We start from the raw sequence: 26152 nt of genomic DNA on the forward strand, positions 1-26152 counted from the left end.
ATTAGTAGCTGTGCAAAACAGCAGCAGAGATTGCTGTGCTCAAAAGTCATCCATAATGTTTTGAGCAAATCCATAGTGTGGAAGAGGATAAAATTTGATCTATGCTTATTCAGGAATGAGTAATAATTTTTTGTTAAAAGATTACCTATAAAAGGACTTTATACATGAGCACTCCAGATCAAGAACGACAATCCCCAAAGGGAGACTGCATTGAAACAACATTAACCGCATATGATTTATTAAATAATTCGCTGTTAAACAAAGGTACTGCTTTTACCCAGGAAGAACGAGATTTATTTTCTCTAAATGGCTTGTTGCCTCCCCATATTGGTTCTTTGGGGGCTCAAGAGCATCGCCGTTATGCTGTACTTTCCGAGTTGTCTACCCCATTGGAAAAGTACAGTTTTCTACGTGATCTTCAAGATACAAATGAAACTTTATTCTATTCTTTAATGGCTCATCATATCGAGGAAATGCTTCCTATTGTTTATACCCCGACGGTTGGGGAGGGCTGTCAAAAGTTTAGTGAGGTATACCGTAAACCCCGTGGGCTTTTTATTAGTTACCCCAATAGAGATAAGATTGACCAAATTTTTGAACATCCACGTTATGATTCCATTAAGTGCATTGTAGTTAGTGATGGGGAGCGCATTCTAGGGCTTGGCGATCAAGGAGCCGGCGGGATGGGCATTCCTATTGGCAAGATGGCCTTGTACACCGCTTTAGCTGGCATTCATCCAAAGTATTGTTTACCTATTTTACTTGATGTAGGAACTGATAATGAAGAGCGACTTAATGATCCCTTGTATATCGGTTGGCGAAGCAAGCGGATTCGGGGTGCAGAGTATGACGAATTTGTTGATACCTTTGTTTCTGCAGTAAAACGTCGTTGGCCACATATTTTGCTGCAATGGGAGGATTTTGCGGGTGCAAATGCGGCGAAATTTTTAGCCCACTATCGTAATCAGCTGTGTACTTTCAATGACGACATTCAAGGTACTGCAGCAATGACAACAGGCACATTATTGGCGGCGATTAATGTCACAGGCATACCCCTACATGAGCAACGTGTTGTCTTCTTCGGTTTTGGTGGAACTGGGCAGGGTATTGCGCAATTGATTCGTGCGGCAATGGTTGATGCAGGCTTAACGGAACAAGAGGCAAGTGAGCGTATTTACGCAGTTGATCGTTATGGCCTGTTGGTAGAAGGAGGTAAAGGTCAGAGTCCTTCTCAAGAGTACTTTGTACGTAAACGCTCGGAAATTGCTGGATGGCAGCTCTCTAATCGCGATGAAATCGGATTGCTGGATGTGATTCGCAATGTGAAGCCAACCGCCTTGATTGGCGTTTCTACGCAGTATGGAGCATTTACTGAAGAAATTGTGAGAACCATGGCGCAAAATACGGAGCGTCCAGTTATTTTCCCACTGTCCAATCCTACGTCGCATTGTGAAGCAACTCCAGAGGATTTGTTGCATTGGACGGATGGTCGAGCGTTAATTGGTACCGGAAGTCCTTTTGCACCTGTTACGTTCAAGGGTAAGGAGTATCATATTGACCAGACGAATAATTCCTATGTTTTTCCTGGTTTAGCTTTGGGAATTATATCGTCACAGGCAAAACATGTTTCTGATGGCATGATTAAGGCGGCAGCATTGGCACTTGCAGAGTGTTCTCCAGCAAGGAAGGATAAGACGGCAAATCTCTTGCCTCCCTTATCAGAATTGCGCTCTATTAGCTATGCTGTAGCAAAAGCAGTAGGTATGCAAGCTATTGCCGAGGGGTTAGCCCGTATTAATGATGCTGAATTTGAACAAGAGCTTGCCGCCAGTATCTGGGAGCCTGTTTATCAATCCTATGTATTAAGAAAATAATACGCCCGAATTACCGCCGCTTGGTCGCGGTATCCACAAGTACGAAGTGAGATACAAGATAAAATTTGGATACCGTGGTCAAGCCACGGTAAATCGGTTCTCTATAATCTATGTCATGGGCTTATCAGGTTTTGTTTTCTATGCACTTAATGGTTCAAGGATGGTAACAAAATCATTAAAACATTGCTGAACCTGCTCAAAATAAATAACCCAGGGGCAATGGCCCGCATTGGGGATAAGCTTGTTTATAATGTTGGGGCTTTGAAATCGCTCATCATTAAGAAAAATTTGTGGGGGACAAATATAATCTTGTTCACTAGCAATAGTCATGGTGGGAATACTTTTAGGACTCCACTTGCATGCATAATTCGTATAAAAATGTTCCACTGCATAGTAATAGGCTGCATTATTGAATGCAAAAAGAGGGATCATTTTTTCGCCTTCAGGGAGCTCTTCTGCAGTAAAGCAATAATGTTTGTAGCTATGCCAGAACTCTTTATATGTTTCATTTGATGGAGCTAAATGATACTGGCCCGCTGCAGGCACAAGATCAGGTAGGTTGTGCTTTTCTTGCATTGCACTAATTTGTGGGAAAAATGTATTTTCAGTAGTGGTATTCATGAGCACTAAACCTGATAGTAGTTCTTCTAGCTCAGGCATCATCATGACGAGCATCCCTGAAAAACTATGAGTAACCAGTATGGGATTAGTAAACGAATGAAGAAGGTCTCTAAGTCCCGCCTTCCAACTTTCTAGGTCCAGCTCACCATGGGCAGTATTGGTTCCATCTTGAGGGAAGTCTAGAACAAAAATAGCTCCAGGCAGTTGTAACTTGTTACAAAATTCGGTCAAATATTCTGAGCCTAAGCCAGGACCACCTGGCAAAAAAAGCCAGTTAGGCCCTGAACCTGCGGTAATTTGATTTATTCTATAGCCATAATCAGTGTAGTTCATTGTTACTCTATTTCTTATTTTGCCAAGCGGCGAAAAACTCTTCAGCACGTTGCTTAATTTGGTCATTGTTTAGATCCACAGAATGGGTCGCTATCATCCAACTGTATCCAAAGGGATCTTTAACTTGACCTACGCGATCGCCCCAAAACATATCTGCTATAGGCATAGTTACCTGAGCACCAGCCTCGACTGCTTGTTGAAATGCACTATCTACATCATCCACATAAACATACATACTAATGGGGGAGTGGCCAAGTGTTTCCGCGCTTCTAGCGCACTGTTCATTGCCAGGCATTTCATCGCCCATCATGATCATAGAGTTGCCAATCTTAAGTTGAGCGTGCATCGTACGTTTGCCATCAAGACTGGGCATAAAGCTTATTGTTTCTGCATTAAAGGCCTTTTGATAAAACTCAATGGCTGCTTTGCTGCTTTTAAACATAAAAGAAGGTGTAATGGTGTGAAATCCATTAGGAATAGCTTGAGTCATTGTTTTCTCCAAACCATATTGACGGAAGTTGGGAGATAAGGATCCTCTAAATTTTTTGATAAATCAACCCTCGATTTTCCTTATTCGTTAGAACGTATTTTTTTTAGGGATACGCCCCATAAGGTTTTAGCTGCTATTTTTCAAAAAGTTAGCTTCTATTTTTGTGCTATATTTTTTTATAAGTATAAGGATAGGGGGCGGGAATGTATGAATATCCAGGTGTATGTACTCGATTTCTTCGAGATGATGAGCGTTTTATTTTATCAGATGAGAAGGAAATGCCACTAGTGATTGAAGCGCAGAGCATAAAAAGTGCTGTGTTTTTACATCAATTCTTGGCTGCTAATGCGAATCAATTAGTGACTGACATCGCAAAGTATGGGGCAGTGCTCTTTCGCGGTTTTGATATTAACTCAGAACAACAATTTGAAAAAGCAATGATGAGTATTCCTGATTTTCATGGGATAAGCGAAGCCTTTATGTCAGAAAATGGTCGCACGCATGTGGGCGAACTCAAATATGTTTTGCATACGAATTCAGTTTATAAAACTGGAGGAACCTTATATCTTGGTGGTTTCCACACAGAAAATTATTACTCTGCAGATGTTCCTAGCTATATTGGTTTTTTTTGCATGGAGCCTTCTGCTTTAGGTGGGGAAACCGGTATCATCAATACAGAAAAAATTTACCGTCAGTTGTCTGATGAATTAAAAAATAAATTGGAAGATCATGCCTATTTTGTTTCTAAATGGTTAGTCTCGGAGGTTGCCGAACGCTATCATATTACGACAGACAAAGTAGAGGAAATTTGTGCTTATTTCGAACTTCCTGTGGTTGGTGAAGGAGAAGAGCGTTTTGTCTTAATGTATAAACCCAGTGTGTTTGAACATCCACTCACCAAAGAAAAAGCCATGCAAATTAATCTGTTTGAACTGCCAACCCTTAACGATGAATTGCGAAAGTGTTTTATGAGTGATTATCAAGGCAAAGCCTGGCTTTGGCACCGATTTTTTTGGAAATTACCTCGTCCTGTTTTTAATGCAATAGAATCTGTTGCTATGGGGGCAATTGCATTAGCCAAGTCGCCTAGGAATTCCTATCAGATTGTGAAAAATAAAGCGGTGGAGTTTATGGCCAAAAGAAAAACCAACTTACCCCCTTTTGATGAAATAAAGGTAGGGAGTTGTTTTAATACGCAGGAAGTTAAAGAGCTCGCCGAATCGATGAGAACTAATTATTCTTCATGTTTATGGAACAAAGGCGATATTATGTTGATCGATAACCGCAAAGTGATGCATGCAGGGATGCCGGGAGTGGGGCCGCGAGTTATCCGGGCCATTATTGGTAATCCCGTGGACATGCACTATACCGTTAAAGAGCCTGGTTGTATTCATAGTTCAGAGCGGCGTACCGCTACAATCGGTAGTTGTATGGCCTCAGGAAGAATTCATTCTGCATTTAATTTAAAGAGCCAGTCTCCAGTTCATAGAGAACTGGAGGCTAGGTGATATAACAATTAAGAGAGTACTTGAATACTAAAGCATGCTGATGACGTATTACTGCCTTTAACTTCGACTTCTATTGGTGGATTTATCGGTAAACCACTTGCATAAAAGGTTAAGGTACCCGAAGAATGTGGCGCAATGCTGGCAAGGCCGGTGTCTGGGGATTGGAAAATGTCATAAGAGCTAATAAATGCCTGATTTGTTGTGACATTTAAGGCGGTCTTGCTTGAGTTATTGGTAATCGTTAAGGTTCCGGCAAATGCTAATGGGGTGAAGACCATCATACATGAACTGGGGACGCCGGCAGGGCAATTACCTTGTATCTTGTGGGGACATGGGCGGCTGGAAATAGTGCCATTGTTAATGCTAATTGCATCAATTGATATTTCAGCTAGTTCTTGTGCCCAAGCTTTGGTGGTGGTGGCAAAAATCAGAGCTATTAACATTAATTTTTTGAAAGAAGTCTTATTCATCTATCTATCCTTAGTTAGGTGTGTTTGCACTATGCTTTTGCAACAGAAAGTGAAATTGTTGTCGTATTTTAGTGAATAATATCTGCGGAAATAATGATATTAGCAGCAGTCTTGGCAAATGAGCAATAGCAGACTAACTAAGTCAATGAAATCAAACTATAATAACTAAATATTATTCTACGGACTGTATAAGGAATGAATCATGGGACTTTTGGTTGAGGGGAAATGGCAAGATGTTTGGTATGATACCGATAAAACTAAAGGTGCATTTAAACGTGAGCCTACCCAGTTTCGTTCAGCAATTAGTCCTGAGTCCAATGCCCGTTTTCCTGCCGAAAAGGGACGTTATCATTTGTATGTGTCTTTAGCTTGTCCTTGGGCTCATCGCACCTTAATTTTCAGAAAACTCAAAAAACTCGATGAGTATATTGAGGTTTCTATCGTCCATCCTCACATGCTGGAAAATGGATGGGAGTTTAAAACCGGAATGGATGCTACAGGAGACAAGCTTTATGGATTGCGTTATTTATATGAGATTTATCTTAAAGCCCATCCTGATTACACTGGACGGGTTACGGTTCCAGTATTATGGGATAAAAAAGAGCAAACGATTATAAATAATGAATCAGCAGAAATTATTCGCCAATTTAACGAGGTCTTTAACCCGCTTACTGGAGACACCCAGGATTTTTACCCCATGTCGCTACGTGGAGAAATTGATACGTTGAATGACCGCATTTATAATGGAATTAATAATGGGGTTTATAAATGTGGGTTTGCGACTACTCAAGAGGCTTATGAGCTTGCCTATCATGAATTATTTAGCTTGCTCGATGAACTTGAACTGCATTTAGCGAAACACCCCTATTTGATTGGTAATCAATTAACCGAAGCCGACTGGCGCTTTTTTACCACTCTGATCCGTTTTGATGCCGTATATTACAGTCATTTTAAAACCAATAAACAACGCATTAGTGATTACACAGCCATTCAATCGTATCTGGAACGTTTGTATCATCATCCAGGTGTACGTGAAACGGTTAATTTTTTACAAATTAAGCAGCACTACTATTACAGCCATAAAACTATCAACCCAACGCAAATAGTTCCTTTAGGGCCTAAATTGCCATTTGATTAATAAGAGCGGGTTGCTGTTGTAGAATCAGGGACGCGCTGCCCACCATCATTAATGGTGGTTTTGGGGAGTAGCCTGCACGGACTTCACGCGAGCTATGGTTTTTTCAAATCCAGTTTCACCCAATTAATCAAGCCGCCTAATTCCAATATCTCCTTTTGCCGAGCAGAAATACTTTGCTGTACTTCGATCTCTTTCCCATTAATTTTTATGGTGAATTGCTTTTTATCCAGAAGGTCAGGAAGACCATTAATTTCTACCTCATCATCTAATTTAATTGCGTCATAATCCTTAGGATTTTTAAATACTAAAGGCAAAATGCCAAAATTAATTAAATTTTGCCAATGAATCCGTGCAAAGCTCTTTGCAATCACGGCATGTAAGCCTAAATAACGCGGCGCTAAAGCCGCATGCTCTCTACTGGAACCCTGGCCATAGTTTTCACCACCAATAATCACATGCCCTTTCTTGTGCTTTTTAGTTCGCTCTACATAGTCGGAATCGACATGACGGTAAGTAAATTCGCTAATTTTAGGAATGTTACTGCGATAAGGCAGTACTTTGGCGCCTGCCGGTGAAATTTCATCGGTAGAAATATTATCTCCCACAATCAACAACACCGGGATTTTTAATGAGTTTGGCAAGGGAGCCAATTCGGGTAAGGACACAATATTGGGTCCTTTGAGCAATTTAGTCTTTTGGGCCTCTGATAAGGGTAATGGTTCTTCAATACAGGCACGGTTTACCACGGTTTTATGGGGTAAGTATACTTTAGGATAAGGCATGTCTAAGGTACTTGGGTCGGTAATGACGCCCATTAATGCTGAAGCGGCGGCCGTCTCGGGACTACAGAGAAAGACCTTATCCTCCATGGTTCCAGAACGGCCTGGAAAATTACGAGGAACGGTACGTAAACTGTTTTTATCGGTAGCAGGGGCTTGCCCCATACCAATACAGCCATTACATCCCGCCTGGTGAATACGGGCACCCGCATGAATTAAGCTTCCTAAAAGCCCTTCTTGCACTAATTCTTCTAAAATAGTGCGAGAACTGGGATTAATATCTAGGGAAATATTTGGTTTTAATGTTTTTCCTTTAACTATTTGTGCGGCAATGGCAAAGTCGCGATAGCCGGGATTGGCTGAGGAGCCAATGTAGGATTGATAAATTTCTTCGCCAGCAATTTCTGAAACTGGGACTACATTGCCTGGGCTGGTTGGTTTGGCAATGAGGGGGACTAGAGACGATAAATCTATTTCATCGTCTTTATCATAAGTGGCATCCTCATCCGCTTTTAACTCAGTCCAATCCCGTTCGCGTCCTTGGCTTTTTAAAAATTCTTTAGTTATTGCATCGGATGGAAACAAGGTTGATGTTGCCCCCAGTTCGGCCCCCATATTGGCAATCACATGTCTGTCCATGGCGCTAAGATGTTTGACCCCTTCACCATAGTACTCAATAACATAACCAACGCCACCTTTAACATCATAGCGGCGTAGCATCTCCAGAATTACGTCTTTGGCACTGACCCAGTCCGGTAGTTTACCTGTTAATTTAACGCCAAGGACCTTCGGCATTTTGATGTAAAGAGGGTAGCCTGCAATGGCCATAGCGACTTCCAGACCTCCTGAACCGATGGCTAACATAGCCATGGAACCTGCTGCACAGGTATGACTGTCAGAGCCGGTTAAGGTTTTCCCAGGCAGGCCGAAGTTTTGCATGTGTACCGCATGGCTGATTCCATTTCCGGGCCGGCTAAAGTAAAGACCATAACGTCTGGCAGCACTTTCAAGGAAAAGATGATCATCAGGATTTTTATTATCTTCTTGAATCAAATTGTGATCCACATATTGTACGGAAACTTCTGCTTTAGTGCGCTCTAGGCCTATAGCTTCTAATTCAAGCATAACCAGAGTGCCCGTTGCATCTTGGCACAAGGTTTGATCTATTTTTAAAGCAATTTCTTTACCTGCCTCCATTTTCCCATTCAGCAGATGGGCATGAATGATCTTTTCCGTGATGTTCATAGTTTGCTCCCTTCCTTGCTTGCAATCCATTGATCAAATATAGCATAGCATGGGGCAGTGTTCGCCAATTTCATCCTGAAGATATTCATTATGGCCTTCGGGATGAGGCATGCAGCCTCATTGATTATTTCAATGTAGGCATATACTAAACTTTAAATTAAGGACTCATTTCAAGGAGCCAGATGGTGAACTATGCGAATAGACAGCAAGCTGGACAGGTTCTCGCTGATTTGTTGTGGGATGATTATGCATTAAAAGAGAACAGCCTTATTTTGGCATTACCTCGAGGAGGGGTACCCGTTGCCTATGAAATTGCAATCAAACTTTCCTTACCCATGGATATTTTTATTGTGCGTAAATTAGGTGTTCCTGAACATGAGGAATATGCCTTGGGCGCTATTGCATCCGGAGGTGTTATCTTTTTTAATGAGGAGCTGGTTCATGGACTGCACATCAACAGCACAGCAATTAATGAAGTATTACAGAAAGAAGAACAGGAATTAGAACGTCGTGATAAGGTTTATCTAGGGAATAAATCTCCTCTGCAACTTACAGGAAAAAACGTAATTCTCGTTGATGATGGGATTGCTACGGGTTATACCATGCGCGCAGCGATTGTTGCAGTAAAACAAAAAAATCCAGCGGAACTTATTGTGGCAGTTCCTGTTGCAGCGAGGTCTACTTGTGCGGAGATGGCAAGCCTGGTTAATAAAATCATTTGCCCATTACAGCCAGCTAATTTGTATACTGTTGGGTTATGGTATGATGATTTTAGCCAGACCTCCGATGAGGAGGTCATGCATTTGATGACTACATTAAGTTCTACCCACTAAGAACTGCAATAAAAAGCTCATAGAAATTTCAAAACATGCTGTTGAGGATCATAAACAATGAATTTATTAGAGAATAAAATTATTTTAATCACCGGGGCATCGAGTGGCATTGGTCAAGCCTGTGCCCATTATTGTGCAGGGCAAGGGGCTCAATTGATATTGGCTGCTCGTCGCACAGAGCGTTTAGATGCATTAGCACAGCAATTAACACAAGAATCAGGTAAAGAACATTATGTCTTAACTTTAGACGTAAGTGCTCATGCACAAGTAACCCAACAACTATCCTCTTTACCCAGCAAATGGAAAGCAATTGATGTATTGATCAATAATGCCGGCTTAGCGCTAGATACTTTGCCATTACAACAAGGAATCGAAGAGCATTGGGATACGATGATTGATACGAATATTAAAGGATTACTTTATGTCAGTCGTGCCATTATTCCCGTGATGATGGCTCGTGGCAGAGGGCATATAGTCAATATAGGCTCCATTGCAGGTCATGAATGTTATCCTAATGGTAATGTTTATGCTGCAACCAAACATGCCGTACACGCTATTTCAAAATCAATGCGCCTGGATTTATTAGGAAGTCCAATTCGGGTTACGGAAATCGCTCCAGGAGCAGTGGAAACTGAATTTAGTGAAGTACGCTGGAATGATAAGCAAAGGGCCAAAGAATTTTATAGTAGCTTCCATCCTTTGGTAGCTGAAGATATTGCTGATGCAATCCTCTATTGTATTACACGACCACAACATGTTGATATAGAACAAATGATTATCATGCCAACGGTACAAGCATCAGCGAATCACCTATATAGACATCCAGAATAAACTCCAACGTATCCCGTATTAATGCAGCCTAATACGGGTAGTGCTCATCAATATCTGGTCAAATAATTTACAACAATCCCGTTATTGGTCTATTATTAAACATATGGGTGATGACTGAACCTAACTGAACCATTAAATATTTTCAGATAGGGAGGATAGTTTGATGGGTGGTGTGCCAGCCTACATGAGCCATAGTAGGACGCCTTAAGCTCAGCATAAACCTCCAAAGTGCATTCAGTAGCGGCTCAGGATTCGGTAAGTCGTTACCTATATTATATTATTCCATGAAAAGCTTTTGTAATTACGTTTTTTTCCTCCCTATCTGTGTTCATACTCCAGAATAAAAGTAACCTTGTTTTGCTAAACATGTAATCTAGTTGTATAATAATAATACATAAAGAGGGAGTGCTAATTAACTCGGAGGTTATCATGAAAAAGTTTATTTTCTCTTCTGTAATTAGTTCATTACTCCTGTTTATTGTTCCAGGGTTTGCCGGGTCTAGTTCCTTTATTCATAATCCAGAATCGCGCTCAGACACTATGACTGCGGTTAAGTACAATAACGTAGCTAAAGTGGGTACTAATTACGCTTATTGGCATCATAACCATGGATATCGTTATGGACATCATAGGCATTGGGACCACAGACATCACAGGCATTGGGATCGATGGCATTATCACCACCGCCATCATCGTTACTAGTATTAATTAGTTTTAGAATCATAGAAAATAGGATGGAACCATGAAAAAATTAATCCTTGCTTTAGTTATCGTAGCACCAATGCTCTTAGTAACCAGTTGTGTTACTACAGAAACGGTTTACTATACTCGTGCATACCCTACGCGTACTGTTTATACGGTGGGTTATTATGGTGGACCATATTGGAATGATGCTTATTACTATGGTTATGATGACTTAGGTGATGTGGGGTACTGGGGTATGTATGACTCTTATAATGTTTATTAGAGTCTAGATATCTTTACTTAAGCTAGTACATCATACTGAGTAAGCGACCAGGAATGGCTACGACTTAAAGCTCTCGAGCCCCCGCGGCTTGACCGCGGGTACATAGATGTGCGATATCGATATATCGATGTAATTCGCGTAAGGTTTACTCTTTCGCGCGAGAAACGTATTCGCCCTTACGCGTATCTACCTTAATTAATTCGCCTGTTTGTACGAATAAAGGTACACGTACTACGGCGCCTGTTTCCAAAATGGCTGGTTTTCCACCGCCACCAGAAGTATCACCTTTTAGTCCAGGATCGGTTTCGGTGATTGCAAGAATAACGAATGTAGGCGGCAGTACCTGAATAGGCTCATTGTTCCATAGGGTAACGATGCAAATATCTTGTTCTTTTAGCCACAGTGCGGCGTCAGCTAGCGTTTCTTTGGTTAGTGCATATTGTTCAAAGTTATCTGGAACCATGAAATGCCAGTGCTCGCCATCTGCATAAAGGTATTGCATTTCCATATCAACAACATCAGCAGAAGGTAAGGTCTCGTTTGATTTGAAGGTACGCTCTACTACTCTACCTGTTTTCAGATTACGAATTTTAATACGCGTAAAGGCTTGGCCTTTTCCTGGTTTTACAAATTCACAATCAAGGATGGTGCATGGAGCATCATCGACCATTACTTTTAGGCCATTTTTAAATTCATTGGTACTATAAATTGCCATTAGGACTCCACAGTATTGAGATTTTTTCTGGTTTTAGTTAAAGTTCGCACAGTTTATCAAGTCTGTGTAATTAATGCGAGAGACCTCTTTAAGTTGGCAAAAAAAATTAGCACAAGGTTTTTCCTCTGTAGCCGATTTATTAGCCTACCTGGAATTACCCTTATCTACTGGAAGCTTATTCGCCGAAGAGCAATTTGCCAGTCGCATTCCTTTGGGATTTGCACAGCGGATGCAAAAGGGGAATCCTCAAGATCCATTACTGTTGCAAGTTTTAGCAACAACCCAAGAAATGAGCTCCCCCGAAGGCTATGGTGTTGACCCTTTGCAAGAGCGAGTTAGTAATCCCTTAAAAGGCTTAATTCATAAATATCATGGGCGAGTTCTCCTCACACTAACGGGAGTATGCGCAGTTAATTGCCGGTTTTGTTTTCGACGCCACTTTCCGTATCAGGAAAATAATCCCGGACGTCAAGGCTTTAAAGAAATTTGTAAGTACATTGCGATGGATCCAAGCATTACCGAAGTAATTTTAAGTGGGGGCGATCCACTTTTAGCTGCTGATGCCGTTATCGCTGATCTTTTGCAACAGTTAGAGCAAATTCCTCATGTGCACACTCTGCGTTTTCATACGCGTATTCCTGTTGTATTTCCAGAACGTATTGATGCAGACTTTTTAAGTTTACTTACAACGACTCGGCTTAAAAAAGTAATCGTATTACATTGTAATCATCCTCAGGAATTACAGGATGAGGTGGTAGGGCAGGTACTTCACGACTTGCGGCAATCAGGATGTCATTTATTGAATCAGTCGGTGTTGTTGGCAGGAGTTAATGATGATGCGCAGATTTTGGCCTCATTAAGCCAGTCCTTATTTAACTATGCGGTGATTCCTTATTATTTACACACCTTAGATAAAGTAAAAGGTGCTGCTCATTTTGATATGCCTTTTACTAAAGCCCAATTAATATACCAACAATTGCAACAACTAGTCCCAGGATATTTATTGCCGCGTTTGGTTTGTGAGGAACCTGGTAAGTTAAGCAAAACCCTTTTAATATAGTATGACGACTTTCTAGCAAAGATAAAAAATGAATACATTACCGGTACTCAAGTCTGGCGATTTAGTTGAGTTGATCGCCCCAGCCTCCCGTTGCACTGATCGACAATTAGCCGAACTAAAAGAACTTGTTAGTTCTTGGCAGTTAAATTGCCTTGTTAAGGAAGATATTTTTGCTGAGGATTTATTCTGCGCCAATAGTGATGAACTGCGTTTCCAACATTTAAAAAATGCATTGCTCGATTCGGAGGCTAAAGCGCTGATTTGCGTGCGTGGTGGTTATGGCGCGATGCGTTTAGTTCCTAGATTAGCAAGTCTACAACCACCTGCCAAACCCAAAATTTTTGTAGGGATGAGTGACATAACTTCATTGCATTTATATTTACAACAGCATTGGGGGTGGCCAACGATTCATGGTGGAGCAACACCAGATAAATTTTCAGCAGAATCTATTGCCGCCTTGAAATCAATACTGTTTGCAGAGCGTGAATCAGTTGATTTTTATGGATTAAGACCACTAAATAGCCTGGCCCAAGAAAATCGTATCATTGAATCCAGCGTAACGGGGGGTAATTTAACCTTGATTCAAGCTAGTATCGGGACCAATTGGCAATTAGATGGTCGCGGCAAAATTATTTTATTAGAAGAAATAAATGAACGCGGTTATCGTGTTGATCGAATGTTAGAACATCTGCGACAAGCGAATATTTTCAAGAGCGCTGCCGCGGTGCTTTTCGCTGATTTTCTCGGTGGTGAAGAACCCAACGGCACCTCACTAATTCAACCAGTATTACAGCGTTTTGCAGATGAAAGCACTATTCCTGTAGTGCAGATGGACGGCATTGGCCATGGGCTAACAAATTTTCCTATTCCTTTTGCAACACGAACCGAATTACATTTAGGTAAAGAAATTCACTTAACTTGTCCCCGCTAAGAATACTAAAAAATCATATCGCAAGGCAAGCGCTGGGCTGAAAAGCCCAGCAAAGCAAGGTCATACCGCTCCCAATGCAGCCTTTCAGCCCTGTCTACCTTCAGTGGACCAGCCGAGGGAGCACTCACTTTTAAATATCATTACTCTCATCTTTATAAAGAGTAATTAATTTTTCCTGGGCCGATGTACTTCCCTGTGTCATTGGTTTATAACTGCCATCGCTTAGCATTTCCCACGTATTGCTATTGTCTTTGAGATAATTCTTAATAATTTCTTGCTTGATGCGTTTCTTGCAGTGTTCATCAAGAATGGGGAACATAATTTCAATTCGATGATACAGGTTCCGCTCCATCATATCTGCGCTGGCACAAAAATAATGTTCTTCATTATCAATACGAAAGTAAAAAATGCGATGATGCTCTAAAAAACGCCCAATATAGGAAAGAACACGAATATTTTCGGAAACACCAGGTAAACCAGGTTTTAAACAACAGACACCACGGACGAGTAAATTAATTTTTACACCAGCTTGAGATGCTTTGTATAGATGTTGAATCATCGTCTTATCGGTTAAGCCATTTACTTTAAGTAAAATTTCTGTTTCCACTCCCGATTGCGCCGCAGTAGCACACTGTTCGATATATTGCAGCAATGTTTTTTGTAAGGTAAATGGAGAATGGCTTAATGCCTTCAGTTTAACAACCTTACCTAATCCCGTTAACTGTTGGAAAATAATTTGTGTATCGGCTGTAATGGTTGGTTCGCAGGTTAAAAGCCCTAAATCCGTATAGCGCTGGGCGGTTTTTTCATGGTAGTTACCGGTACTTAAGTGTACATAGCGTTTTAATTTGCCATGAGTTCGGCGTACTACCAAAGTCATCTTAGCATGTGTTTTATAACCGACCACTCCATAGAGCACCAATACGCCTGCGGCATGTAAGCGGTTTGCCAATTTTAAGTTGGATTCTTCATCAAAACGAGCGCGAAGCTCAATAACTGCAGTTACTTCTTTTCCTGAGTGAGCAGCATCCACTAATGCGTCAACCATGGCTGATTCGGAGTGAGTGCGATAAAGTGTTTGGTTAATTGCCAATACATGAGGATCTGCTGCCGCCTGCCTGAGAAAATCGATAACTACTTCAAAACTTTGATAAGGGTGATGCAACAAAATGTCCTGTTCATCAATAACATTAAATAAATTACGCTCTGATTTGGGAAACTGGGGGTATTGTGCGGTATATGCAGGATAATTTAAATCAGGTCTATCTAAATTATTAATCGCGGTCAGATAGCGTTGAATATTTACTGGACCATCACAATAAAATGTATCCTCATGACGTAAGTGGTATTTTTGTAATAAGAAATCAACGATCTTTTCGGGGCAATTTTTTTCAATTTCCAAACGAACCACATTCCCGTAATGTCGAGAAAAAATTTCTCGTTGCACGGCCTTGGCTAAGTCATCAATTTCTTCTTCGCGTAAGAATAAATCACTATTTCGCGTGAGGCGAAATGAGTAGCAGCCACTGATCTCCATTCCCGGGAATAGGCTATTGACGTGGGTATTTATAATTGATGACAAATAAACAAAATAATCAGCTCCGCCACAGAGCTCTGAAGGAAGGTGAATTACGCGGGGAATGGAGCGCGGTGCATGTACTACTGCATAATTAATATTACGATTAAATGCATCTTTACCGCTTAATGAAATAATAAAATTCAAACTTTTGTTGATCAACTGTGGTAGGGGATGAGCCAAGTCCAAAGCGATGGGGCTCATAACGGGTTGTATTTCATGTTTAAAATAATGCTTGGCCCATAGATGAATATCATCAGTCCACTCTTCTAATTCAAGAAAATGAATGTTTTCCTTACGTAAGGCCGGAAGCAATTGTTTATTAAATGTTGCGTATAATTGATCGATTAATACATGGGTTTTTTGACTGATGTAACTAAAGGCTTCATCAGGGCGCAAGCCATCAATAGTGAGCTTCCCTGTCGATAAGGCCATTTTTTCTTTAAGACCAGCAACCCGTATTTCAAAAAACTCATCCAGGTTGCTGCTGCAAATACTAAGAAAGCGCATTCGTTCTAATAAGGGAACTCGCTCATCATTTGCCAAAGCAAGGACGCGTTGGTTAAAGGCAATGGCCGAAAATTCTCGGTTAATATAATACTCAGGATTATCCAACACTGTATCCAAAAGGAAACTCCATTTTAATAATTTTTATCTTTTAATTATTACTCAACGCACCAGAAAAAAACAAACGGCGATAAAGCCTAAAAAACCGTAAAAAGGTGATAAGTTCCAAAAAGTTAATGCTAAAAAAAACACAATACAACACAGAGCAATAGGAATAGAAAAGTACATCCCCACTACACCTTGAGCAACGGAATAACTAGCAGCTGCTAATAAAGCTAGCGCTCCATATTGAACGCCAATCATCATTTTGCGCGTTGCAGGGCTATCATGGCTTGTTAGCCATTGATAACCAACAATGGTCATAATTAAGCCAGGTAAATTCAGACAGAGAACGGCGAGTACTAAACCAGTTAATCCAGCCGCCTTATAACCAATGAGAGCCGATAGTTTGACCGCGGTTAATCCTGGAAAAACGAAGCTTGAACCCACCATATTGATGAACTCTTCTTGTCCAATCCACTGGCGGTAATTAACGGCCTCATACTCCAGGAGCTTAAGCATGGAATTACCACCACCTAGAGAAATTAATCCAATTTTGCCGAAACTGAAGATAATGTCTAATAATGTTTTGATCATAGGTGCAATATACTTTTTAGGAATGTTACATATTCGCAGGAATTATGTTTCCCCAGCAAGTGTTCAGCGATGTGCTCTACTAAAAATAATGATTTTCCTTCAATACATGCACTTAGATAGGTTTGATTGTGAACCTCCAGCCGGGCCAATTCGAGTTTGACTTTAGGTTTAGTCGCAAATTGGTAGATAAAAGCCACTTTTTTAACGTAGACCTCTACGCCTTGTTGCGCGATTTGCTGAGCGATTTTTTTAAACAGCGGATCAGCAGGCTCATTATGGTCGCCGATATTTACTTTGGAGCCAAAAGCCATCGCTTGAGGGGTTTGCTTCAATAGCGGTTTATATAATAACTCATTACGGCGTCGCTTGATGTTGTAATTGCTGTCCGCGAGTAGGTAATAATAATCCTCTCTAAGCTTTTGTTGGTAATTTGTTATGTCTAATAATGAGCTATCAAGGGTATTCAGCACAATGATTTCATCATTAGGCCAAAAGAAACGGATTTCCCATTTTACCTCTTCGGGCTCGCGTTTAATAAGAAGTTCTGAGGGCAAGCTTGTCGTTTGCGGGGTAAATTCAAAATTCCAAATCAATCGTTGATTCATACTCCAGCAGGCCATATGTTATTGTTATAAAAAGAGTATATACTATATGCTCGTCCTGCAATAATAAAAAAGAGCAAGGGAAGGTATTTTTATGGCTATTCTATTTTTCTTAGTTTATTTAGTCTTTACGCTTATCGTTCTTTATCGAGCAATGAATCCGCTGGTTTGGGAATTAGGCAGCGTATTTTATTTATTGGTCGCTACTTTCGCCATCGGTCTCCCGTGGATTGTTGGGTTTGTATTATGGGCTGTTATTATTGTTGCTTTGCTCGTAGTCTATATGGAGCCTTTGCGGGCATGGCTCGGTGATTTTCTCTATAAAACTGCAGGTAAATCTGTTCCCAAACTTTCAAAGACTGAAGAAGAAGCCTTAAATGCCGGTGATACTTGGCTTGAAGAAGACATTTTTCGCGGAGCCCCTGATTGGGATCGCTTATCTAAAGTAGCTACCGAGCTTTCTGCGGAAGAGCAAGCATTTCTTGATAATGAAACACATATTTTATGCGGTATGATTAATGAATGGCAAATTAGCCAAGAGCATGACTTGCCAGAAAATGTTTGGGCTTATCTTAAAGAAAATGGCTTTTTTGGCCTGGTTATTCCTAAAGAATATGGGGGGAAAGGGTTTTCGGCTCGAGCACATTCGGATGTGGTACAAAAAATTGCTACCCGTTCAGGAGTTGCTGGGGTAACGGTGATGGTTCCTAATTCATTAGGCCCAGGTGAGCTAATTAATTATTATGGGACTGATGAGCAGAAGGCTCATTATTTGCCTCGATTGGCAAAAGGTATCGATATTCCCTGCTTTGCACTAACTGAGCCAGGTGCAGGTAGTGATGCTACCTCCATTCAATCTGATGCGATCGTGATGCAAAAACAAGTGGATGGTAAAACTGTGCTTGGCTTATCCATTACTATAGATAAGCGTTGGATTACTTTAGCACCAATTGCAACCTTGATTGGTCTGGCCGTTAATGTTCGCGATCCTGAAGGCTTATTACAAGGTGAAGGCGTTGAAGGAATTACTTGTGTACTCGTTCCGCGGGATACGCCAAATTTAGAAGTGGGTAATCGGCATTTGCCTGCAGAACAACCCTTTATGAATGGAACTGTTCGAGGTAAAGACATCTTTGTACCAATTACTGCGGTTATTGGTGGGCAAAAACGCGTGGGTGGCGGATGGCAAATGTTGGTTGAATGTTTGTCTATTGGTCGTTCTATTTCCCTGCCCGCAATGGGGGCAGGTTCTTCTGCTATTTGCTATCTGACTTCAGGTGCATTCGCTCGGATTCGTCGTCAGTTCAATGTTGAAATTGCGCAGTTTGAAGGGATTGAAGAAAAGCTTGCAGAAATTGCTGGTTTAACTTATTTAACCAGCGCCACCCGTTTACTTACGGTAGCTGCGGTTAATGAGCATAAAAAGCCCTCCGTAGCTTCTGCGATTACAAAATACTTCAATACGGAATTAGCCCGTGCCACGATTAACAATGCAATGGATGTACATGCCGGACGTGCTGTTGTGGTTGGTCCACGTAACTATTTAACGAGTTTCTATCAAGGAATTCCTATCTCCATCACCGTTGAAGGTGCGAATGTTATGTCGCGCAACTTGCTGATCTTTGGTCAAGGTTCTATGGCATGCCATCCGTTTATCCGCGAAGAATTTTATGCGGTGGCTAACGAAGATAAGGCGGCATTTAGAGAAGTGATTTGGAAGCACATTCAATATTTTATGCAAAATTTTGCCAAAGCGATGTGTACTGCATGGACTGGTGGATTATTGATTAGTGTTCCTAAGTCGTCCATGAAACGAGAATATCAACGCTTAACTCGTTTAAGCTACGCATTTGCTTGGCTGGCTGATTTATCACTTATCTATTTAGGCGGTGACTTAAAACGTAAAGAGCGTTTATCAGCGCGTCTGGCTGATGGACTTTCTTACTTATATATGGCGATGGCTGCCTTACGTAGTGTGCAGTTAAATGGAGATGATAAAGATGAGCAGTTGCATGCGCAATGGGCAGTAGCTTATTGCTACTATCACGCACAAAAGTCCCTCCTTGCTTTATGTCGAAACTTCCCATCTCGGTTATTGGGTTTCATCATGCGTTTTGTGGCATTTCCCTTGGGGCAAACCATGCGTTATCCCAGTGATAAATTAGATAGAAATCTGGCCGCATTAATGACCGGAAATAACCATTTTCGTAATCGCTTGAAGTCTCTTCTTTATTTATCAGGAGATCCAAAACAGCCAGTGGACCGTATGGAACATGCGTTACAATTAATCATCAATGCTGATGAATTATCTAAGAAAGTAGGTGATGTGAAGCGGGCTAAGTTTGGGCATTTAAAAGCTAAGCTAGAGAAAAAGCTCGAAAAGAAAGAAATTACTCAAGAAGAGATGGAGCAATTGTTGGCCGTAGAAGCGGCACGTTGGGATGCTATCTTAGTGGATGAGTTTACTTTTGAATCGATGAAACAAGGTACGTTTAATTCAGTAATCGATTATGTTAAATCACCATTCATTTAATTTTTTACAAACGCTTAACACCAAATGCAAAATTAGATGTCAATTTGTTGACATCTAATTTGCTATACTTAGGGCATGCGTTAATAAATTTAGTGTGAGATTCGAATTATGGGCGAGAAGCGATTTCCAACTACTCAAGAAATTAAGTCTTCAATGGAAACGGCAGGAGCTACAATTGAAGGTGCGGAGTATCTCGCTTCGCGTGTGAGAGAGTTAGCAACTAAATCTAAGTTCCTAGCGAAGAATCCGGAGTTAAAAGAAAACATCATTGCTGCAGTAGATAAGTTTGTTGATTATGTCCGCTTTAAACTGACGGTAAATGGTCAACCCTGGTCTGGTCAGGAAATAGAAACTTCAGATTTGAAAAATATGCAGAATAATCTTGCTGAAGCTGCTGTGAAACAAATGGCTGGCAAGGTTTCGGATGTCAAAGTCGATTATGCCATTAGTGCCGATGGGCATTATGTTCGTGGTTATTCCGCTAGTGATGGCGCAGTAGAGCCAGAGACAGTAAGTAATCTTGATAAGGTGTTTAATGCATGGCTGGCATCTAAAGATTATGTCATCAAAGGTGGCTTCATTTATCATGCTAATGATCAGGTACAAAACGAAAAGACCCGCGTTGGTCCAGAGACGATTAAAAAGCTGATGGATGAGGGGGGGTTAGAGGAGTACATGGCTAATAAAGGGATTAATATTCAAACTAGAGAACGTAACTATCCTGGAGAGGAAAAAGCTGCAGAAATTACAAAAGGTGCTGAGCGTGCAGTTGAGACTGTTGCTAAGGTGAATAAAGACGAAGGTCTGGAAGGTCCGGAAGTTGAAACTGGCCCTGGAGTTTCTGCTCACTAACTATACATATAAATTATGTAGCCTGGTTGCTTGCAACCAGGACCTCTTTAAACGGCAACTAAATCAGATTACGGAAAATCATACGCAAATATTAGGTATTATTCGCTGCATATAAGCGATCCAACGAACCAATATCAAACCAAAGGCCACTATAAACCTCAGCTGTTACCTTAGCCAAATCGGTATAACGCCTAATCAACGGAGCAACAGAATACCTTCCTTGTTTGCATTCTGAAAATACTTGTGGGTGATAGCAACAAATACCTGCTAGAGTATATTCGCGGTTCGCATTTGTTAATTGCTGTTGATTAATCAGACCAAAATCTCCATGATGATTTAACGTCGGGTTTTTATTAACCAACATGACATGGATGGAGTTGAGCTCGGGGGTTGGCAATAAGCTATAATCAAAGTCGGTATAAATATCTGCATTCACCGTAATAAAAGGTTGATTACCTAATAAAGATAAGGCATTGACAATGCCCCCGCCAGTTTCCAAGCCACCAGGAGGCTCGGCGGAGTAAATAATTTGAACTCCCCAACGTTCACCATTACCCAAAAACTGACGAATTTGTCCACCAAGATAGGCATGATTAATTACTATTTTTTCATATCCAGCCTTCGCTAGATTGATAACATGGTGTTCAATTAATGGTTTTCCTTTGACAACACATAAAGCTTTAGGTTTTATCTCGGTTAAGGGTTTTAGGCGTTCCCCACGTCCCGCAGCGAGTATCATGGCCGTATTCATGGTAAATAAACTCTCATTTGGAAAAAGTGCAGCAAGGGGTGAAGTTCCGGGTAAATTTCTGTACATTCAAGGACATAATTTAAAGTAAGAGGAAGGTTTTTTAAATAACCTGGTTTATTATCACGTAGATGTAAGCGGGAGAACACACCTAATACTTTTAAATGCCTTTGTAGCCCACACAAGTCGAAAGCACGAATAAATTCAGCAAGAGAATATTGGCTGGCTAAGACATTTTGCTTATAAAACAGCTCCACCCATTCAAGAACTTGCTCTCGGGGCCAAGAAATATAGCAGTCTTTCAGTAATGATACTAAATCATAAGTAAATGGGCCGCGCATGGCATCTTGAAAATCAATAACTCCTAATTGAGTTTCACCGCTATCCGTTACCAACATTAAATTACGCGAGTGATAATCTCGATGAATAAATGTTAACGGTTGTTTCGCAACTTCAGAAGCAATCCAGTCAATGGAGCCTTGTAATAACGCTGTTTCCGCATCATTCAGTTCTAGAGAAAGATAGGCGTTGAGAAACCATTCAGGACAGAGGCTCATTTCTCTAACCATGAAGTGATAATCGAATGGTGCAAGCATCGGATCATTAATCGTACAGGTTTGAATTTTAAATAGGGCTTGTATCGCTTGATGATAGTAATGTTGAACGGTTTCTGGATTAAGCACATTTAAAAGTAATTGATCACCCAAATCACTCAATAATAAAAAGCCTTGTCGTGTATCGCTGGCAATAATTTTCGGGGTGCATACTCCTGCTTGCTCTAATGTTTGCGCAACATGCATGAACGGGTGTAGATCTTCTTTACCTGGAGGTGCGTCCATAACTACCTGAGTCAACCCATTATGAAGTACGCGGAAATAGCGTCTAAAACTGGCATCTCCAGCTAAAGGGATCAAAACAAAATCTTGTTGTTCAAGCACTTGCGTAAGCCACTCTTTCAGTGCGTTTTCTCTTTCATGCATGATATACTTCCCGACATTATTTTTGGCATGTAACGATTCACCTTGCTCTTAGAGCGAATTGTTACTTGATTTTTAACTGTGTTAGCACGCAGTATATAGTTTTTGTGTGCATAATAAGGCATTTTATTACCTGTGAACAAGATTTCAGTTAAATGGTTCTTGATGGGAGGGGGAACAATCACCCTGACTACGCTGATGGTGATTCATCACTCTTTGGCCCATGCGGACTCCCTGACTTATGAACCAATACAAGCCTGTGTGGTCGCACGCGATGTTGATTTAACCAATGCAGTAAGAAGCAAATTAGCTCAATGTTTAGGTTGGCAAAATGACAGCAGCTCTCCTGTTTGTTTAGGCACGTATAGCCCTATTACAGTAACTCCTCTTGCCTCACCAGATGAGCTACGCATCATGGCGGATAGGGTATCGTTTTTCCAAGATAAGCCCTCAACTTTATCCGGAAATGTAGAAATTCGACAAACACAGCGTGTTGTTAACGCAGAAACAGCGCATGTATATCGAGATGCCAAAACTAATCAAATTACACGCATAGAGTTTTTAGGTAATGTGCATTATTTAGAACCTGATAAGTTAATGATCGCGCGTAAAGCGAGTATTAACCCTCAAGATAAATCCGGGCAAACCGAAGATGTTATCTATCGTTTTAATACCAATAGAGGTCATGCGATATTGCCCGCCTGGGGGCGTGCGAGTTTAATGCAACGTTTTGCTAATTCTGATTATTTATTAAATCAGGCAACCTATACCACTTGCGCGCCTCGAGATAAAGCGTGGATGCTGGAGGCTAAATCAATAAAAATTGATGAGAAGAAGCAAGTCGGTGTGGCTCGGGATGTAAAATTACGCATTCGGGAGTGGCCGGTGTTTTATCTTCCCTATTTAAGTTTTCCCACGAGTAAAGAGCGTAAATCAGGCTTCCTCATGCCTGTTGCAGGATACTCTAATGTCGGTGGATTTGACTTTGGCATTCCGTATTACTGGAACATGGCGCCCAATTATGATTTGACTCTAACTCCACATTTATATACCGAACGTGGGGTGATGTTGGGAGCTGATTATCGGTATTTAACGGAAAAAAGTAGTGGCATTATTAGCGGTACTTTTTTACCTCAAGATGCCGCCTTCCGTAACTTTTTGCACGATCATGAATGGGAGTTCCCTAGGTTAAAGCACAACTCAACGAATCGTTGGTCTTTAGGGGTATTAGAATCCACACTATTGGCCCCTAATTTGCGTTTTAATGCAAATGTGCAACAAGTTTCGGATGATTATTATTTTCAAGATTTCAGTACCAATTTGGCCTTCATTACGCAAAGGCAATTATTGCGACAAGCGGATTTAACTTATACGACTGAGAATTGGATTTTTAGAGGTATGGCCCAAAGCTACCAAACCTTACATCCAGTTAATGAGACACCAATTGCTGATCAGTATGAACGTTTACCGCAAATTGCGGCACGCGGTTATTATTATGATTTGCCAATGCATGCAAATTTAAACATCGTAGGACAATATGATCAATTCTTCTGGCCTGGAACGAAGTGGGAGGGGGCTCAAATAGGCGTGCCTCGTGGTCCCAGATTGCATTTTAATCCTGTTCTTATGTTACCGCAGCGTAAAGCCTGGGGATACATTACTCCTTCTGTCGAGTTTGTAGAGAATTATTATGAAGTAAGTAATAACTGGGGGCCTAAACATACAGACTACAATCGTTTTATACCTCGTTATGATGTGCGTGGAGGATTGTTTTTTGAACGCGATTTTAATTGGTTTGGCAAGGGATACACTCAAACATTAGAGCCTAGCCTGTATTATTTATATGTGCCTTACCAAGATCAAAGTGCTATCCCTATATATGATACGGCCAACATGATCTTTAATGTAGATCAATTATTTAGAACAAATCGCTTTTCGGGCTTTGATCGTATTGGGGATGCGAATCAATTATCTTATGCTGTGACTACACGCTGGTTATCTGAGGAAACCGGGTTTGAGCGCGCTAATTTCTCTGTGGGTCAAATTAAATATTTTACGAATAGAAATGTGCAATTATGTCGAAGCCTGACTGGTCCTTGTATTGCAAATCCCTTAGAAATAGGGCAATTGTCACCTTTTGCGGATACATCTCCGATTGCCTCACGCGCGGTATATCATTTTAATCCAGTTTGGAGCATCACTGGTGATTATGTCTGGGATACTGCTACCTCGGCTACGAATAACGGCGATTTAAATCTGCATTATCAACCTGCGCCTAATGCTATTCTTAACTTTGGTTATACCTATCTGGTAAATGGCGATGTTACTTCAGTACGAAATAATGCCAAAAGTGATAATGCATTACATCAGGCCCTAGTTGCGTTTTCTTTGCCTTTAAATGCAAAGTGGAGCACTATAGGCGCTTATAGCCATAATATTAGTAAAGATTACAGTATGATGTCTTTACTGGGTATGCAGTATGATAATTGTTGTTGGGCTGTTCGTATTTTAGGTGGACGAACCTTTAAAAATTTAAATGAATCGTATCAACCACAGTACAATAACAACGTGTACTTGCAAATACTATTAAAAGGCTTAGGATCTGTAGCTACAAGCGATCCAAGTAGGATCTTAAATACTTACATTCCAGGGTATAATGATCCATTTCGCCGGTGATGGTAAAAAATTAGGCAGGGCTGCTTGTATTTTGATTAAAAATAACTTAGTGTGACGATAATTTTAATATTTTCGAGTTAGTGCAAGGAACGCATCCAAATTGCTCGAAAAAGGTTAAATAAGGAAGGATTTTTGTATGTGTAAAAAAATAGCGCTTATTTTTATGCTGTTTGCAGTAGTCAGTACAACTCAGGCAAAGCAATTATTAGATAAGGTCGTTGCTGTCGTAAATAATGGAGTGATTACTTCAAGTGAGTTGGATAAGCAAGTGTCTTTAACTAAAAAACAGCTACTTGCACAAAGAATGCAACTTCCTCCAGATAACGTACTACGTAAACAAGTATTACAGCATTTAATTGATGTTGATTTGCAAATGCAAATGGCAAAACAGAATGGTATAACTGTTGATGATACTGAGTTGAATCAAGCGATTGAGCGAATTGCTACAGCTAATCATGCTACGACGGCACAATTACGTGAAGAAATAACACGCCAGGGTATGGGATGGAATGAATACCGCGAGAGTATTCGTAAAGAAATAGTTTTGTCTAATTTACAGCAAAAAGCTGTAGGTCGTGACGTACGCATTACCAATGAGCAAGTAGAGCAGTTTTTAAAAACAGAGGGTGATCTTCCTGTAGATCGCACTAACCTCACTTATCACTTACAAAATATAGTAATTCCATTAAGTGATGTACCTAGTGCTGCTGAAGTGCAAAAAGCACAAAAGACCGCTGAACGTGTATTCGCGAGCATTAGAAAAGGAGCAGACTTTAGTCGCCTGCCTTTTGACAGTTCTATGAGCAGTTTTTCTTTAGAAGGAAGTGATTTAGGAGAACGACATCTTGGAGAGCTTCCCGAACTTTTTGCCAAAGAAGTAATTAATATGAAAGTTGGCCAGGTTGTTGGTCCTCTACGTGCGGGTAATGGTTTGCAGTTAATTAAGCTAGTCAGTGTTGGTGGCGCTGATGCGGCAAAGCAACACCATGTGGTTACTTTAACTCATGCACGTCATATTTTGTTAAAGACCGATGCCAGCATGCTTCCTGAAGATGCCAAGAAACAGGTAAATAATATTTATCAACAATTAATAGCGGGTAAAGATTTTGCGACCATGGCAAAACAATACTCTTTAGATACAGGCAGTGCGGTAAAAGGTGGCGACTTAGGTTGGATTAGCCCAGGTGAAA

23 protein-coding genes (1 of these 23 only partly in view) are annotated in these 26152 nt (G+C 40.8%); 12 read left to right on the top strand and 11 right to left on the bottom strand.

Annotation, left to right across the window (positions count from 1 at the left end; all coding sequences use genetic code 11):
• Window positions 1–164 precede the first annotated feature (164 nt).
• Window positions 165–1874 carry an NAD-dependent malic enzyme gene (locus E1P08_RS06670; protein WP_133136244.1) on the top strand — a complete coding sequence of 570 codons (1710 nt, stop codon included), beginning with the start codon at window positions 165–167 and terminating at the stop codon, window positions 1872–1874.
• A 138-nt stretch (window positions 1875–2012) separates the two neighbouring features.
• Here the strand turns inward: E1P08_RS06670 and E1P08_RS06675 are convergent, their stop codons facing one another.
• Window positions 2013–2828 (bottom strand): alpha/beta fold hydrolase, encoded by an 816-nt coding sequence (locus tag E1P08_RS06675; protein WP_133136245.1) that lies wholly within the window; start codon window positions 2826–2828, stop codon window positions 2013–2015.
• Window positions 2829–2835: 7 nt separating this feature from the next.
• Window positions 2836–3318, bottom strand: a complete 483-nt coding sequence (locus E1P08_RS06680) for a VOC family protein (RefSeq protein ID WP_133136246.1) — start codon at window positions 3316–3318, stop codon at window positions 2836–2838.
• Window positions 3319–3521: 203 nt separating this feature from the next.
• On the opposite strand from E1P08_RS06680, the gene E1P08_RS06685 reads away from it, so the two are divergent.
• Window positions 3522–4826 carry a TauD/TfdA family dioxygenase gene (locus E1P08_RS06685; RefSeq protein WP_133136247.1) on the top strand — a complete coding sequence of 435 codons (1305 nt, stop codon included), beginning with the start codon at window positions 3522–3524 and terminating at the stop codon, window positions 4824–4826.
• An 8-nt stretch (window positions 4827–4834) separates the two neighbouring features.
• Here the strand turns inward: E1P08_RS06685 and E1P08_RS06690 are convergent, their stop codons facing one another.
• A complete protein-coding gene (locus tag E1P08_RS06690) occupies window positions 4835–5296 on the bottom strand; it encodes a hypothetical protein (protein WP_133136248.1) in 462 nt (153 codons plus the stop codon).
• Window positions 5297–5498: 202 nt separating this feature from the next.
• On the opposite strand from E1P08_RS06690, the gene E1P08_RS06695 reads away from it, so the two are divergent.
• Window positions 5499–6434, top strand: a complete 936-nt coding sequence (locus E1P08_RS06695) for a glutathione S-transferase family protein (RefSeq protein ID WP_133136249.1) — start codon at window positions 5499–5501, stop codon at window positions 6432–6434.
• Between the two features lie 92 nt (window positions 6435–6526).
• Here E1P08_RS06695 and E1P08_RS06700 read toward each other — a convergent pair whose 3' ends face one another.
• Window positions 6527–8458, bottom strand: a complete 1932-nt coding sequence (locus E1P08_RS06700) for an aconitate hydratase (RefSeq protein ID WP_133136250.1) — start codon at window positions 8456–8458, stop codon at window positions 6527–6529.
• Window positions 8459–8640: 182 nt separating this feature from the next.
• On the opposite strand from E1P08_RS06700, the gene E1P08_RS06705 reads away from it, so the two are divergent.
• Together E1P08_RS06705 and E1P08_RS06710 are read left to right on the top strand one after the other, a co-directional pair.
• On the top strand, window positions 8641–9291 hold the full coding sequence (locus E1P08_RS06705; RefSeq protein WP_207387340.1) for a phosphoribosyltransferase: 651 nt from the start codon (window positions 8641–8643) through the stop codon (window positions 9289–9291).
• A gap of 57 nt (window positions 9292–9348) precedes the next feature.
• Window positions 9349–10122, top strand: coding sequence for an SDR family NAD(P)-dependent oxidoreductase (locus E1P08_RS06710; RefSeq protein WP_133136251.1), 774 nt, complete (start codon window positions 9349–9351; stop codon window positions 10120–10122).
• Between the two features lie 580 nt (window positions 10123–10702).
• On the opposite strand, the gene E1P08_RS17145 is transcribed toward E1P08_RS06710, so the two are convergent.
• A complete protein-coding gene (locus E1P08_RS17145; protein ID WP_165485111.1) occupies window positions 10703–10846 on the bottom strand; it encodes a hypothetical protein in 144 nt (47 codons plus the stop codon).
• 18 nt (window positions 10847–10864) lie between these two features.
• Here E1P08_RS17145 and E1P08_RS06715 point away from each other — a divergent pair, with 18 nt between their 5' ends.
• A complete protein-coding gene (locus E1P08_RS06715) occupies window positions 10865–11089 on the top strand; it encodes a hypothetical protein (protein WP_133136252.1) in 225 nt (74 codons plus the stop codon).
• 145 nt (window positions 11090–11234) lie between these two features.
• Here E1P08_RS06715 and efp read toward each other — a convergent pair whose 3' ends face one another.
• Window positions 11235–11804, bottom strand: a complete 570-nt coding sequence (gene efp / locus E1P08_RS06720) for an elongation factor P (RefSeq protein WP_133136253.1) — start codon at window positions 11802–11804, stop codon at window positions 11235–11237.
• Between the two features lie 73 nt (window positions 11805–11877).
• Here efp and epmB point away from each other — a divergent pair, with 73 nt between their 5' ends.
• Both epmB and E1P08_RS06730 read left to right on the top strand, forming a co-directional pair.
• Window positions 11878–12864, top strand: coding sequence for an EF-P beta-lysylation protein EpmB (gene epmB / locus E1P08_RS06725; RefSeq protein ID WP_133136254.1), 987 nt, complete (start codon window positions 11878–11880; stop codon window positions 12862–12864).
• 28 nt (window positions 12865–12892) lie between these two features.
• On the top strand, window positions 12893–13795 hold the full coding sequence (locus E1P08_RS06730) for a S66 peptidase family protein (RefSeq protein ID WP_133136255.1): 903 nt from the start codon (window positions 12893–12895) through the stop codon (window positions 13793–13795).
• A 130-nt stretch (window positions 13796–13925) separates the two neighbouring features.
• On the opposite strand, the gene ppk1 is transcribed toward E1P08_RS06730, so the two are convergent.
• The 3 genes from ppk1 to E1P08_RS06745 are packed head-to-tail and all read right to left on the bottom strand — an operon-like array spanning window position 13926 to window position 17179.
• Window positions 13926–15998 carry a polyphosphate kinase 1 gene (gene ppk1, locus E1P08_RS06735; protein ID WP_133136256.1) on the bottom strand — a complete coding sequence of 691 codons (2073 nt, stop codon included), beginning with the start codon at window positions 15996–15998 and terminating at the stop codon, window positions 13926–13928.
• Window positions 15999–16040: 42 nt separating this feature from the next.
• The gene (locus tag E1P08_RS06740; protein ID WP_133136257.1) at window positions 16041–16574 is read right to left on the bottom strand and encodes a chromate transporter; all 534 of its coding nucleotides are present in this window, start codon (window positions 16572–16574) and stop codon (window positions 16041–16043) included.
• Entirely contained in the window at window positions 16571–17179 is a 609-nt protein-coding gene (locus tag E1P08_RS06745) for a hypothetical protein (protein WP_133136258.1), read from the bottom strand. Before E1P08_RS06745 ends, E1P08_RS06740 begins: the two co-directional genes overlap by 4 nt.
• Window positions 17180–17270: 91 nt before the next feature.
• On the opposite strand from E1P08_RS06745, the gene E1P08_RS06750 reads away from it, so the two are divergent.
• Both E1P08_RS06750 and E1P08_RS06755 read left to right on the top strand, forming a co-directional pair.
• Window positions 17271–19709, top strand: a complete 2439-nt coding sequence (locus E1P08_RS06750) for an acyl-CoA dehydrogenase (RefSeq protein WP_133136259.1) — start codon at window positions 17271–17273, stop codon at window positions 19707–19709.
• Between the two features lie 108 nt (window positions 19710–19817).
• Window positions 19818–20561, top strand: coding sequence for a hypothetical protein (locus tag E1P08_RS06755; protein ID WP_133136260.1), 744 nt, complete (start codon window positions 19818–19820; stop codon window positions 20559–20561).
• A 91-nt stretch (window positions 20562–20652) separates the two neighbouring features.
• Here E1P08_RS06755 and E1P08_RS06760 read toward each other — a convergent pair whose 3' ends face one another.
• Both E1P08_RS06760 and E1P08_RS06765 read right to left on the bottom strand, forming a co-directional pair.
• A complete protein-coding gene (locus E1P08_RS06760; RefSeq protein ID WP_133136261.1) occupies window positions 20653–21312 on the bottom strand; it encodes a nucleotidyltransferase family protein in 660 nt (219 codons plus the stop codon).
• Entirely contained in the window at window positions 21309–22289 is a 981-nt protein-coding gene (locus E1P08_RS06765; protein WP_133136262.1) for an aminoglycoside phosphotransferase family protein, read from the bottom strand. The genes E1P08_RS06760 and E1P08_RS06765 overlap by 4 nt, the downstream gene beginning before the upstream one ends.
• 162 nt (window positions 22290–22451) lie before the next feature.
• Here E1P08_RS06765 and E1P08_RS06770 point away from each other — a divergent pair, with 162 nt between their 5' ends.
• Together E1P08_RS06770 and E1P08_RS06775 are read left to right on the top strand one after the other, a co-directional pair.
• A complete protein-coding gene (locus E1P08_RS06770) occupies window positions 22452–24962 on the top strand; it encodes an LPS-assembly protein LptD (RefSeq protein ID WP_133136280.1) in 2511 nt (836 codons plus the stop codon).
• A gap of 136 nt (window positions 24963–25098) precedes the next feature.
• Window positions 25099–26152 carry the 5' portion of a peptidylprolyl isomerase gene (locus tag E1P08_RS06775; protein ID WP_133136263.1) on the top strand. Its footprint extends 251 nt past the window's final position, so 1054 of the gene's 1305 nt are visible here — the first part of the coding sequence; the start codon lies at window positions 25099–25101; its stop codon lies beyond the right edge, outside the window.

Origin of the sequence: Legionella rowbothamii, assembly GCF_900639985.1 — a bacterium.
Classification (GTDB): Bacteria; Pseudomonadota; Gammaproteobacteria; order Legionellales; family Legionellaceae; genus Legionella; species Legionella rowbothamii.